12 protein-coding genes are annotated in these 13,260 nt (G+C 69.7%); 8 read left to right on the top strand and 4 right to left on the bottom strand.

From position 1 onward, the window contains the following. From ACWCPY_RS02415 to ACWCPY_RS02400, 4 genes are all read right to left on the bottom strand, one after another. Entirely contained in the window at nt 1-1,266 is a 1,266-nt protein-coding gene (locus ACWCPY_RS02415) for an MFS transporter (RefSeq protein WP_451262429.1), read from the bottom strand. A 58-nt stretch (nt 1,267-1,324) separates the two neighbouring features. Next, nucleotides 1,325-3,208, bottom strand: coding sequence for an ABC transporter ATP-binding protein (locus ACWCPY_RS02410; protein WP_451262428.1), 1,884 nt, complete (start codon nt 3,206-3,208; stop codon nt 1,325-1,327). Nucleotides 3,209-3,369: 161 nt separating this feature from the next. Beyond that, on the bottom strand, nt 3,370-3,579 hold the full coding sequence (locus tag ACWCPY_RS02405) for a hypothetical protein (RefSeq protein WP_451262427.1): 210 nt from the start codon (nt 3,577-3,579) through the stop codon (nt 3,370-3,372). 232 nt (nt 3,580-3,811) lie between these two features. Further along, entirely contained in the window at nt 3,812-5,020 is a 1,209-nt protein-coding gene (locus ACWCPY_RS02400; RefSeq protein WP_451262426.1) for a GNAT family N-acetyltransferase, read from the bottom strand. A 326-nt stretch (nt 5,021-5,346) separates the two neighbouring features. Here ACWCPY_RS02400 and ACWCPY_RS02395 point away from each other — a divergent pair, with 326 nt between their 5' ends. The 8 genes from ACWCPY_RS02395 to ACWCPY_RS02360 all read left to right on the top strand — a co-directional run. After that, entirely contained in the window at nt 5,347-6,108 is a 762-nt protein-coding gene (locus ACWCPY_RS02395) for a 4'-phosphopantetheinyl transferase family protein (RefSeq protein WP_451262425.1), read from the top strand. A 67-nt stretch (nt 6,109-6,175) separates the two neighbouring features. After that, nucleotides 6,176-6,931: a thioesterase II family protein gene (locus ACWCPY_RS02390; RefSeq protein ID WP_451262423.1), complete on the top strand. Its 756-nt coding sequence runs from the start codon at nt 6,176-6,178 to the stop codon at nt 6,929-6,931. A 179-nt stretch (nt 6,932-7,110) separates the two neighbouring features. Beyond that, nucleotides 7,111-7,677, top strand: coding sequence for a DedA family protein (locus tag ACWCPY_RS02385; protein ID WP_451262422.1), 567 nt, complete (start codon nt 7,111-7,113; stop codon nt 7,675-7,677). A gap of 89 nt (nt 7,678-7,766) precedes the next feature. Beyond that, complete coding sequence (locus tag ACWCPY_RS02380) at nt 7,767-8,120, top strand: ArsR/SmtB family transcription factor (protein ID WP_451262421.1); 354 nt, start codon at nt 7,767-7,769, stop codon at nt 8,118-8,120. Further along, on the top strand, nt 8,117-8,386 hold the full coding sequence (locus ACWCPY_RS02375; RefSeq protein WP_451262420.1) for a hypothetical protein: 270 nt from the start codon (nt 8,117-8,119) through the stop codon (nt 8,384-8,386). Before ACWCPY_RS02380 ends, ACWCPY_RS02375 begins: the two co-directional genes overlap by 4 nt. Nucleotides 8,387-8,651: 265 nt before the next feature. Beyond that, entirely contained in the window at nt 8,652-10,835 is a 2,184-nt protein-coding gene (locus ACWCPY_RS02370) for an MMPL family transporter (protein ID WP_451262419.1), read from the top strand. A gap of 189 nt (nt 10,836-11,024) precedes the next feature. Next, nucleotides 11,025-11,243, top strand: coding sequence for an MbtH family protein (locus tag ACWCPY_RS02365; RefSeq protein WP_362444798.1), 219 nt, complete (start codon nt 11,025-11,027; stop codon nt 11,241-11,243). A 94-nt stretch (nt 11,244-11,337) separates the two neighbouring features. Next, nucleotides 11,338-13,260: condensation domain-containing protein (locus ACWCPY_RS02360; RefSeq protein ID WP_451262418.1), on the top strand; the 1,923-nt coding region annotated here is incomplete at its 3' end.

Below are 13,260 nucleotides of genomic sequence, written 5' to 3'. Positions count from 1 at the left end.
TCAGGGCTGCGGGTCCCGCGCGTCGTACCGCGCGAACCCGCGCCACCGCAGCGCCAGCAGGGCCACGGCGACGACACAGGCGATCCCGCCGCCGGTCACCGCCAGGGCGGGCGAGGTCAGGTCGGCGACCGATCCCGCCACGAAGTCGCCGAGCCTGGGCCCGCCCGCGACGACGACGATGAACACGCCCTGGAGCCGCCCGCGCATCTCGTCCGGCACGGCCGCCTGGAGCATGGTGTTGCGGAAGACCATCGAGGTGGTGTCCGCGCATCCGGCGAGCGCCAGGAAGAGCAGCCCGAGCCAGAGCTGCCGGGTGAGGCCGAAGACCGCGATGGCGGTGCCCCAGCAGGCGACGGCGAGCAGCACGGCGAGGCCGTGGCGGCGGACGCGCCCCAGCCAGCCGGAGAACACCCCGCCCAGCAGCGCGCCGAGCGCCGGGGCGGCGACCAGCAGTCCGGTGGTCTTCGCGTCACCGCCGTACCAGAGGACGGCGACGACGGGGAACAGCGCCCGGGGGTGGGCCAGCAGCATGGCGCACAGGTCGGTGAAGAAGGTCATCCGGAGGTTGGGCCTGGTACCGAGGAAGCGCAGCCCGTCCGCGACGGACGCCCGCTTGTCCCCCGCGCCCTCCTCGCGCTGCGGCAGCATGGCGGGCAGCCGCCACATCGCGTGGAGCGCGGCGGTGAAGGTGAGGGCGTCGACGGTGTACGCGGCCCGGTAGCCCCACCAGCCGACGACGAGCCCGCCGAGCATCGGCCCGACCAGCGTGCCGGTGGTGCTGGTCATGGAGCTGAGGGCGTTGGCGGCGGGCAGTTGCTCGGGCGGCAGCAGCCGGGCGATCATCGAGCTGCGGGCGGGCGAGTTGACCGCGAAGCAGGCCGCCTGGAGGCCGACGATCGCGTACAGCAGCCCCACCCGCTCCACCCCGGCGACGGTGACGGCGACGAGGGCGACGGAGAGCGTGAACGACCCGGCGGAGCTGGCCAGGCCGAGCTTGCGGCGGTCCATGGTGTCGGCGACGGCCCCGCCGTACAGCCCGAAGACGACCATCGGCAGGAACGAGCAGAATCCGATGAGCCCGACCGAGAAGGCGGACCCGGTGATGTCGTAGACCTGGAGCGACACGGCGAGCGAGGTCATCCCCTGCCCGATCCAGGAGACCGTGTTCCCGAACCAGAGCCGCCGGTAGTCGGGCGAGCTCCGCAGAGGTGTCAGATCGGCGAGTATGCGGGTACGGGGGGCAGGTCCTTCGGTCGTTTCGGCCACGCCGGATAGTAACGACCGGGTCGGTCCGTACGGTTGGGGCCCTGTAGCCGGGGGCCGGCTACCTCCAGTGGATTCCTGACGGCCGCGCAGGCTCGTACACCGTTCCGTTGTGCGGCCGGGTGCGGCGCTCGAACAGCGTGGCGTACAGGCCGCTCCTGTCGAGCAGTTGGGTGTGGGTGCCGGACTCAACCAGCCGGCCCTCGTCCAGCACGAGGATGCGGTCGGCGTCCGCGGCCAGGGCCAGGTCGTGGCTGATCACGATGGTGGTGCGGCCCCGGGCCAGCCGCCGCAGGGGTTCCAGGATGCGCTCCGCGGCCAGCCGGTCCAGTCCGGTGGTGGGCTCGTCGAGGAGGAGGACGGGTGCGTCGCGCAGCATGGCGCGGGCGATGGCGATGCGCTGCAACTGGCCGCCGGAGAGCCGGGAGGTGCCGGTGGATATGACGGTGTCATATCCCTCCGGGAGCGCCTCGATGAACGCGTGGGCGTCGGCCGCCCGCGCGGCCCGCACGATGTCGTCGTGGCTCGCGTCGAGGCTTCCGCAGCCGATGTTCTTCTCGATGGTGTCGTGCAGGACGAGGGTGTCCTGCGGCAGCAGAGTGATGTTCCGGCGGAGGTACGTCAGCGGCATCCGGTCCACGGACACGCCGTCCAGCCGTACGCTGCCGGTGTCCGGGTCGTAGAACCGCAGCAGCAGCGCCGCCAGGGTCGACTTGCCCGCGCCGCTGGGGCCGGTGATGACCAGCAGTTCCCCTGGACCTGCGGTGAACGAGAGGTCCCTGAGCACCATCTCGCTGTTGCCGGGGTAGTGGAAGAACACCTGGCGCGCCTCCACCTCGCCCAGCGCCCGGCTCCGCGCCGGCACGGGCACGGAGTCACCCGGGTCGGTGACGGCGGGCTCGGAGTCGAGGATCTCCAGCAGTCGTTCGGCGCCCGCGGTCGCGGCGGTGGCGGTCAGACCGAGCTGGCCCAGCGAGCGGATCGGCGGGTAGAGATAGCCGATGAAGGCGGCGAAGGCCAGGAGCTGTCCGAGGGTCATCCGGCCGGCGGAGATCTCCCACGCCCCCAGGCCGATGATCGTCAGGACGCAGAGCGTTTCGAGGACCTCGATGAACTGCTCGTAGAACTCGGTGAGACGGACGGCCCTGACCGCGGTCCGCAACCGGACCCGTGCCTTGCTGCTGAGCCGGTCCTCCTCGTCCTGCTGCCTGTTGTACGCCTGCGTCATGACGACGTTGACCAGCGTCTCCTCGACCACGGCCGTGATGGCGCCGTCCGCCGCACGGCCGCGCCGGGACACCGCGCGCAGCGGTCCGGCGAACCCGCGGGTCGCGAGCACGAGGATCGGGACCATGACGAAGGTGGCGAGGGCCAGGTCCCAGCGCAGCCACACGGCCGCCGCGGCGTAGAAGAGGGTGCCGAACAGTGCGGACGCCGCCCCGACGATGCCGGAGACCACCAGTGCCTCGATGGCCTCCACGTCGCCGGTCAGCCGCTCCACCAGGTCGCCCCGGCGGTTGCGTTGGAAGAAGTGCGGCGGGAGCTTCTGGAGATGGCCGAACACCCGGGCCCGCAGCCGCAGCACGAAGCGTTCGGCGGTCCAGGCCGCGAGCGAACTGCCCAGATACCCCACCACGGCACCGGCGACCGCCACGGTGAGCCACTGACCGGCGGGCGTCCAGAAGGCGCTGACGTCGCCGGTCTGCAGAGCCTTGTCGGTGAGCTTGGCGAAGAGCAGGACGGTGATGGTCTCGGCGAGGGCGGCCAGGACCGCACAGAGGAAGATGACGACGAGCCAGCGCCGGTCGCCTCTGGTCAACGGCCAGAAACGCCGGAAGGACGCCAGGATGCTGACGGGATCGGTACGGATCGGAACATCCGTCACCGGGTCCTCGGGCGGCTCTTCGGTACGGGCGGAACGCTTGAGCGGGCTGTGAAAGCGCATGGGCATCACCTCACAGTGGTGCTCGGTCCATGGTCCGTGGTCCGTGGTCCGTGGTCCGTGGCCATGGGAATGGGCCCAAAAGACGAGGCCGACCCGCGCGCTGCGCGAGCCTGCCTCGAGTAGGGGTGGTCAGGGATCGGGGGTGAAGGGGGTGAAGAGGGTCAGTAACCCCAGCCGCCTCCACGGCCGCCGTAGCCGCCGTAGCCGCCGTAACCGCCACGGCCGCCGAATCCGCGTCCGCCGTAACCGCCACGGCCGCCGTAGCCGCCGTAACCGCCACGGCCGCCGAATCCGCGTCCGCCGTATCCGCCACGGCCGCCGTATCCGCCGCGACCCCTGTCGCTGTGGTCGAAGATGCCACGAACCTTCATCTTCGCCTCCTCTGGAGGAGTTCGCTGTGCCGCTCCTTGTTCCTGACTGCGGCACTTTCGACACTACGTCCGACCCCTGGGACCAACAAGTCGTAGAAGCCGTAATCAACGATTTAAAGGGACGAAATACCGTATTCCTTCGGAGCGTTGTCACAAGTGACTCTCCGGACACCGTTCGGACGGTATCCGGCGAAGAGCCGGGGAGATTCGTGGCCCCTTACACGAAACCCAGTCAGAAGGTGGTTCCGCAGAAGGCCGCCGCGGAGGTGCCGAACAGTCGGTCCGCGTTCGGCAGCGACTTGCTGTCGAACACCCGCAGACCACCGATTCCGGCCAGAGTGGCGAAGCTCGTGGTTCCGAGGTAGGCCATGGCCAATGCGTCCACGCCCATCGACAGTTGCGCCTGCTCCGATGTCGCTTCCACACCCTCGGGCGAGATGCGATATCTCCCGGCGTTGGCGGGCAGAAGCTCGTCAGCGACCTCCAGCACCAACGGCTCGCCGTCACCGTAGGAGCGTGCGTCGAGCGCCTTCGGGAGGTCGACGAGCCGCAGCCACAGGTCGTCGTCGAGCGAGTGGGTGCGGCAGGCCCGCCAGTCGTCCAGCATTCCCTCGACGAGTTCGTCGGTGGGCCGGCGACGCGCACACACCTCTTCGACCAGGTCCACGCCGAGCAGGAAGCGCCACAGACCCGCGACGGCCTCCGGATTCGCCGCGTGGAAGTCCGTGACCATCAGCGTGACACGGGCACCGGAGTCCGCACTCTGCATGGTCCGGTACACGGCGAAGCCGTCATCGCCGTCCGGTCCGGAATGCACGGCGACCACGGGGCTCCTGGGTGACTGCGCCAGCGGCTCCCACGTGGCCTTCCACCAGCCCGCGGACCGTCCGATCACGCCCGGCCGGTAGGGGCCGAGCCGTTCGTACAGCCGCGGCAGCAGAGCGACCGAGGACGCGCCGTCGACCAGCCGCACGTCGCCGCCGCAGGGCACCTCGGGCCGCAGCCGGGCCTCGTGCGGGTACAGCCGCACCGCGCGGGACCGATTGCCGACCCCGTGCCCGAAACGGCGGTAGATGGTCGCCTCGCTCACACGGCTGCCCACCACGGCGAACCCCTGTTCCACGGCCAGGTCCAGGCATTCACGCTCCAGCAGTGTGAAGATCCCACGCCGCGTGCGGTCGGCGCGCACCCCCTTCCCGGTCGCCGCTGCCATGGGCACGGTCGCACCGCCGGGCAGCGCGAGCCGTGACCGCTGCAGACGGCTGGTACCGACCAGTTCCCCGTCCAGGTACGCACCCAGGGCCAGCCCGGGTTCATGGAGATCCTGTACGTACGCCCACTCGCCGTCGGAGACCGGGGAGGCGTGCTGCGCGCCTCTCGCCAGGTCATGAGCGGCTCGGTGGTCCGACTTCGCAAGGACTCGGACATCGACCTCTGCCATGGTCCGCCCTCTCGGCGCTCGACGCTGCTGCGCACAACCCTTCGTCCACCCGCTATAGCCCCCCTATACGCGCAGCTTCCGCCGCGCCGCGGCGCGAAGAGCCGAACGGGCGTACCGGGCCGGGGAAGCCTGCGGCGCTCCCCGGCCCGACCGGGGCGGGGAGCTCGCGTATAGCGCGGGTATAGCCGAGGGGCCGACGATGGGGGAACGCCGTACCCTGGCCGCCGCCACACCGATGGGGCGGCCACTGCGGGCACCGGCTTCCGCTTCCTCCCTCCACGCATGAAGGCGACCGTGCACTCCACGTCGAGCAAAGCGACCAGACGATGAACGACAGCCGCGGCCGTCTCGCCGCGACACGCACGACGCACATCTGGCACGGCCGCGTCCCGGACGAACCCGCCCCGGGCGACCTCGGCCTCCTCGACGACGAGGAACTCCGCGTCGTCCGCGCCAGACGCCCTCCGTTCGCCGCCCATTACGCGGGTGTGCACTCCGCGCTGCGCCGTGTGCTCGCCGATCAGTACCTCGGTGTGCCACCCGGCTCGATCCGCTTCGGCCGGCACATCTGCCCGGCCTGCGGGGACCGGGCGCACGGCCGGCCCCGGATCACCCGGCCCGCCACCGGTCTGGAGTTCGGTCTCGCGCGATCGGGTCCGCACTGGGCGCTGGCCGTCACCGCAGGCGGCAGCATCGGCGTCGACATCGAAGCCGTGCACGACTTCGCTCCGCAAGGCGTGCCGGAACTGGTCCTGTCCGACCTCGAACTCTCCCGGATGCGGGCGATCGGGCGCGAGGACGACCGGCGGGACTTCCTGCTCCGCTCCTGGACGCGGAAGGAAGCCGTGCTGAAGGCCGTCGGGGTCGGCATCGCCGCGGATCTGCGCGGTCTGGAGGTGCTGCCCGGCGAAGCGGGTCCGGTGACCGTCGAGCACCTCGGACCCGGCCCTCGCGGCAGCTGGCTGGTCGAGGGCGTGGACCTGGGTCCGGGCCTGGTCGCCGCGCTGGCCAGAGAGGCGGCGCGAGGCGGCGCACCCGTCGTGCTGCGCCGCCTGGGCGACGTACGGAAGGCAACGGCCATCGCGTGAGCCACGGCGCACAGCGGAGAACAGGATGTGCGGCGTGATCGCCGCACTCGATGTGTAGGAGCGCACGATGTCGACGCCCAGCCCGTTCCGGCGATTCCTGCCGCGCCCCCGTGCGCGGACCCGGCTGTACTGCTTCCCGCACGCGGGAGGTGCCGCAAGCACATTTCACAGCTGGGCGCACCTGTTCCCGGAGACGGTCGAACTGGTCGCGGTCCAGTACCCCGGGCGACAGGACCGCTACCGCGACCCCATGCCCGATTCGATACCCGAGCTGGCGGAGGAGATCGTACGGGGCATCGAGATGCCCCTCGACCGTCCCACCGCGTTCTTCGGACACAGCATGGGGGCCATGGTGGCCTTCGAGGCCGCCCGCCGGCTCCAGCCGCGCTTCCCCTCGCCGCTGGCCGGTCTGTTCGTGTCCGCGTGCAAGGCCCCGGCCGAGCGCACCCCCCGCGGCCTGTCGTTCGACGAGGACGGACTACGGACCTACCTCCGCGAGCTGGGCGGCGAGGGCGCACGGAAACTGGACGAGAACGAGGAGCTGTGGCAGCTCGCCCTTCCCGTGATCTCCGGGGACCTGCGCGCGATCGAGAGGTACGGATACACCGCGGGCGCTCCGCTGACCTGCCCGCTGATCGTCATGGGCGGCAACCGGGACCCGTCGGTCACGCCCGCCGATCTGGAACTGTGGAAGAACTACGCCATCCGTGGTGCCGAGGTGCACCTGGTCGACGGCGGGCACTTCTACTTCGACGAGTCGCTGCCCCGGGTCATCGGGATTCTGACCACGCTTCTGGCTCGACTTCCGCTTCAACGAGTGTAGTTCGGCCAAGACGGAGAGTTCTGGACAACGCCTCCTCCGGGGTCCCGCCCGGCACCCCTAGGGGTTGACTCCCAGATGCCCCTGGTCCCTCCCGTCTGCGGTTGATGCCCGGCTTGGCACCTGCCAACATTTAGATGCAGGTGCAGAGAGGTGTACGGCAAACAGGGGAGTTGGTGGTCATGGACAGCGTGCACTGGATGTACGTGCTCCTCATCCTCGCCACGATGCCACCCCTGGTGCCGAACTCCGCCCTGCTGACGAGCGCGGGCACCCTCGCCGCGACGGGCGGTCTCGACCTCGCGGCCCTGGCTCCCATCCTGCTGACCAGCGCCGTCCTGGGGGACCTCGGCGTCTTCTGGATGGGGCGCAGGTCACGCGGTCGCGTGCTGGCCTGGCTGTCGAGGGACGCGCGGCGCCGCTCGACACTGGAGTGGACGACGCGGCGGATCCAGCGGTACGGAGTGCCCTCGGTGATCGCGATGCGTTTCGTGCCCACCGGGCGCGGCACGGGCGGGCTGGCCGCCGGGATCTCGGGGTTCCCGATCCGCAAGTACCTGGCGGGGGCGGGGATCGCCGAGGCCGTGTTCCTCTCGTACACCATCGGATTCGGCTACCTGGGAGGCCGGGCCCTCCCGGACGGCATCCCCCCGTTCCTGGTCGGACCTGCGTTGTCGCTGCTCATGGCGAGCGCGGTCATGCTTGCGCAGCAGGCGGTACGTCGACGCGCCAACAGGCTTGCGTCATGAGCGAATTGGCGACGGGAGCGCTTGATCGACATGAGTGGATACCCCTGCACACACCTGCTAACATTCCTTGGCATGTCGGGTGTGCCACTGTGAGAACCTCCTTCCGTGACGGGGACGACATGGTGCGGGTGCTGGCCACACTGTCCAGCCCGCACCGGCTCCGGGTCGTGGCCGCGCTGTCCCGTCGACGCAACTACGTGAGCCAGCTGGCCCGTGAGCTGGGCATCAGCCGCGCCCTGCTCCAGGCCCATCTACGGAAGCTCGAAGCCGCGGGCCTCGTCTCGGCCCACCTCGAAATATCGAGCGACGGAAAGGCCATGAAGTTCTATGAGCTGGCCCCTTTCGCGCTCGACCTCACACCGGAAACCATCGCGGCCGCAGTACTGACGCTCAGCGCGGGCGACGCCGTCCAGCCGAACGGCGAGAAAGGATCTCCTTCATGAACACCCGGGGCTGGCAAGAAATCATCGGGGCCGTCGGAATTTTCGGCATGGTCATCGTGATCGTCACGATCGTCGTCTGGAACATGGCCGCGACCTGGCGGGCCAGAGCCATTCTTGCCCGTGATTACGAATACCGGACGCTCGCCGAGAAAGCGGTTCGGAACGAGGACGCCATCGAGCAGAAGCTGACCGCCATCGACGAGCATCTCGCCGATCTGCGGACCCGTATGCATTCGGTCGAGCGCGTTCTCAAGGAGATCGAGTGAGAAAGTAGCCGAACCGGGCCGCCAAGCGGCAACTTGACGGCCCGGCAGAAGGAAGCAACACCTCGCCGTCGGCGAGTCTTCAACGCATCGCCCCTTTCGGGAAGGACCTTAGTTCATGTCGCGCTTGCGCAAACGCTCAAGTACGCAGAGTAGTCACGCAGTCACCGAGTCGCCGACTCGTGAAGGGTCGGAAAGTACCGAAAAGGGCGGTTTAGCCGCGAGTGGGGGCCAGGGCGCGTTCATCGAGCGGATCGCCGGCTGGTCGATGCGGCACCGTGCCCTGGCGATCGGCGGCTGGCTGGCCCTCGTCGTCGTGGCGCTGCTCGCCAGCGCCGCGCTCTCCGGGTCCAGTGCCAGGACGCCGGACCCGGGTGAGTCCGGCGCCGTCAAGCGGGCGTTGAGCTCGCAGAAGAGCTACGAGCCGGTCCTGGAGAACGTCCTCGTCCAGCCCCGCGACGGCGGCGGCGGAAAGTTCATGGACGACCCGGCGCTCGTCAAGGCCACCAAGGACCTCGTGGCCGAGTTCGACAAGTCGCCGGGCGCCGTCACCGGCCTGCGCACCCCGTTGGATCCGGGGACGGAACAGCAGATCTCGAAGGACGGCCGCTCCGGGCTGGTCACCTTCTTCGTGGCGGGCCCGAACGAAGAGATGGGCGCACATTTCGACGCGGTGGTCGAAGCGGTGGACAGGGTCGCCGAACGGAACAGCGACGTGCGCGTCGTCCAGGCCGGAGACACCAGCCTTTCCCGTGCCGTCGACGACGCCGTGAAGAAGGACTTCGCCAGCGCGGAGCGCACCGCGCTGCCGATCACCCTGGTCATTCTCCTCGTCGTGTTCGGGGCCCTGGTCGCGGCGGCGATCCCGCTGCTGCTGGCGGCGACCACGGTCGTGGGCACCTTCAGTCTCATCGCCATCCTGGAACGATGGGTCGCCGTCAACAGCGCCGCCACCTCGATGATCCTGCTGATCGGCATCGCGGTCAGCATCGACTACTCACTGTTCTACCTGCGGCGTGAGCGCGAGGAACGGGCCGCCGGACGCAGTGTGTCCGAGTCGCTGCACATCGCCTCACGCACCTCGGGCCATGTCGTCATCGTCTCCGGCGTGACAGTGATCCTCTGCCTGTGCGGCCTTCTTCTCAGCGGCCTCGGCGTGTTCCGCGGCCTCACGCTCGGCACCGCTCTCGTGGTGGGCCTGGCGATGATCGCCTCGGTCACGGTGCTGCCGGCCCTGCTGGCCTCGCTCGGGCACCGCGTCGACAAGGGCCGCGTGCCCTGGCTCGGCAAGCGCCGCACGACCTCGACCGAGTCCCGCACCTGGCAGAAGCTGGCACGTGCCGTCGTCAAGCGCCCGGCGGTGTGGGGCGGCGCCGCGGTGGTCGCGCTGCTCGTGATGGCGGCACCGGCGGCCGGTATGCATCTGCAGGACGCGGCCGTCGTCAACAGCCTGCCGCGCAGCGCTCCCACGGTGGACGCCGCGGTCCGCATGCAGGAGGCCTTCCCCGGTGCCCCGACCCCCACGCGGATCGCGGTCTGGGGCGTCGACGGCGGGAGTTCGGACACCCCCCAGGTCAAGGCGGCGGTCGACGGACTCCACCAGCGCATCGCGGACAGTGGCGGCAGGCTGGCGGGCCCGATCTCGACCGTGCAGATCGACGACGTCCTCATGGTGCGCGTTCCGCTGGCGGGCAGCGGCACCGACGAGGTCTCCAACGCCGCGCTGAAGACGCTGCGCGAGGACACCCTTCCGGCGACCCTCGGCAAGGTCGAGGGCATCGACTACGCGGTCGGCGGCCGGACCGCGTTCGCCGAGGACTTCAAGGATCAGCTCACCTCGCGGGCGGCGCTCGTCGTCGGGTTCGTCCTCGTCCTGGCGTTCGTGCTGTTGCTGGTGGTGTTCCGGTCGCTGGCCATTCCGCTGGTGTCGATCGCGCTGAACCTGCTCTCCATCGGTGCCGCGTACGGGGTGCTGACCTGGGTGTTCCAGGACGGCGCCTTCAGCTCACTGCTCGGCTTCACCTCGTACGGAGGCGTGGCCGGCTGGCTGCCGCTGTTCATGTTCGTCGTGCTGTTCGGCCTGAGCATGGACTACCACATCTTCATTCTCAGCCGGATCCGGGAGCGCCGACTGGCCGGGGCCACCACACGGGAGGCCGTCGTCGACGGCATCGCCGCCAGCGCGGGCGTCGTCACCAGCGCGGCCGTCATCATGACGGCGGTGTTCACCATCTTCATCACGCTCTCCGCCATCGAGAACAAGATGATGGGCGTGGGCATGGCGGTGGCCATCCTCATCGACGCGACCATCGTGCGCGGCGTCCTGCTCCCCGCCGCCGTGGCCCTGCTCGGCGAACGGGCCTGGACGCTGCCGGGTGTGCTGAAGCGACTGCCCGGCAGGAGCGAACAGCCGCAGCCGGCGCCCGTCGCCGCCGGTGTACCCGCCGATTAGGCAGGCTCCGCAGCACACACACCCGAAGCCCTCCGGCCCGGGACCCGACTTCGATCGGGCCCCGGGCCGGAGGGCTTCTTGCCGGATAGCCCCGGTATAGACGGAGTATCGGGTCGCCGAGAAAACTGATCGAACAGATATGGAATACCCGAATGCCGTTTTTCGGCGGCTTCTTGGAGGGGTTTTGTCATGGCTGACGAACAGGATGACGGCCAGATCTACCGTGTCGTGGTCAACGACGAGGAACAGTATTCCATCTGGTGGGCCGACCGGGATCTCCCTGCCGGCTGGCGCGCGGAGGGCGTCGAGGGAAAGCGCGCGGAATGCCTCACACATATCGGTGAGGTATGGACGGACATGCGCCCCCTGAGCCTGCGTCGTCGTATGGAGCAGGCAGCGGAGAGCTGATTTCTCACTGCCCCGGTACATCCAGGAAAAGTCCGACGGAATGTCGGACAACGATTGCTCACTCATAGCGGCGGCAGCGGGAGGACTGGAACAGATGAGCGTCGGAAAGAAGAAGCAGACGGACGTCGACGCCCTTCAGGAGAAGCTCCTCCGTCAGCGGCTCGCCGGCGGACGTCCCCACGGCCGCCGCTCGGCCATCACCCCCGTCGACCGGTCCGGGGCCCTGCGGCTGTCGTTCGGACAGCAGCAGATGTGGTTCCTCAACCGGCTGGAGCCGGACAGCGCCGAATACCTGGTGCCGCTCGCCTTCCGGGTGCGGGGCGAGCTCGACACCTCGGCCCTGGGACGGGCATGGACCGCACTGATCGCGCGGCATGAAGTGCTGCGCACCCGGTACGGGCTGGTCGACAGCGAACCGGTCCAGATCATCGACCCGCCCGCGGCCGTCGGACTCCCTCTGGACCGGGAGAGCGCCCGGTCCGCCGCCGAACGGGAGCGGTGTGCCGCCGGGTTCGTCGCGCGGATGTCGGTCGTCCCCTTCGATCTGGAGCACGAGTGGCCCGTCCGGGCTCGTCTGCTGCGGCTCGCGGACGACGACCACGTCCTGAGCATCACCCTCCACCACATCGCGTTCGACGCGTGGTCCACACACGTTCTCCTGTCCGAACTCGTAGCCCTGTACGAGGGATTCGCGAGCGGCCGGGAGCCGTCCTTGCCGGACCTCCCGGTGCAGTACGCGGACTACGCCGCATGGCAGCGCGCCGAGGAGAGCGGTGCGGCGTTCGCCCGGCACCTGGACCACTGGCGTGAGCAGCTGGCCGGCATCACTCCGCTCGATCTGCCCACCGACCTGCCACGTCCCGCCCACCGGCGCCATGAGGGCGCGAACGTGCCCTTCGCTCTGCCCCACGGACTCTCCGAGAAGGTCCGTGAACTGGCGCTGAAGCACGGCGCGACCCCCTTCGCGGTGCTGCTTCCCGCTTTTCAGGCCCTGCTCGCCCGCTACACCGCCCGGTGCGACATCCCCGTCGGCACGGTGGTCTCCGGCCGCACCCGCCCCGAGCTCCAGGGCCTCATCGGCTATGGCATCAACAACCTTGTGATCCGCACTCGTTGGGAGGGCGACCCGCCCTTCGCCGCGCTGATCGAGCAGGCCCGCGAGAACCTGATCCAGGCCCATGAGCACCAGGCCGTCCCCTTCGCCCGCCTGGTCGACGAGCTGCACCCGGAGCGGGACATGTCCCGCACCCCGCTGTACGAGGTGGCGTTCACCCTCCATGAGCGAGGCGGCGGAGGCGTCGAGCTGACGGGGCTCGGCATCGAGCCCTTCGAGGCGACCGGCGGCGTGGCCAAGTGCGACCTGGAACTGCAGATCAACTCCTCGGCCGACGGCACCTTCGAGGGACAGCTGATCTACGCCACCTCGCTCTTCGAGCAGGACACCGTGCGGCGGATGACCGGGCACTTCGTCCGCTTCCTCCAGCAGGTCGTCGAGGACGAGACCACCCGGCTGTCCCGTGTCGACATCCTGGACGAGGCCGAGCACGCCCTGATCGCCGGAGCGCCTCACGAGGAGCGTCCGGTGACGCGGACGGTGCACGAACTGTTCGCGGAGCAGGCCGCTCGGACACCCGACGCGATCGCGGTGACCGCCGAAGGACAGTCCCTGACCTACGCCGAACTCGACGCCCGCGCCAACCGCCTCGCCCACCACCTGCGCACCCTGGGCGCCGGACCCGAACACCTCATCGGCGTCTGCCTCCCCCGCGGCACCGACCTCCTCCCCACCCTCCTCGGCATCCTCAAATCCGGCGCCGCCTACCTCCCCCTCGACCCCGCCAACCCCACCGACCGACTCGCCCACATCCTCACCGACGCCCGCCCCACCGCCGTCATCACCCGGACCGACCTCCTCCCCCACATCCAGAACACCCACACAGGCCCACTCGTCACCCTCGACGACAACCACACCCGACACACCCTCACCACCCTCCCCGACACACCCCCCACCCCCCTC

This window comes from Streptomyces sp. NPDC002403, from assembly GCF_053593015.1.
The sequence above is the reverse complement of the archived record's forward strand: the minus strand, read 5'-3'. Positions and strand labels throughout refer to the sequence as shown.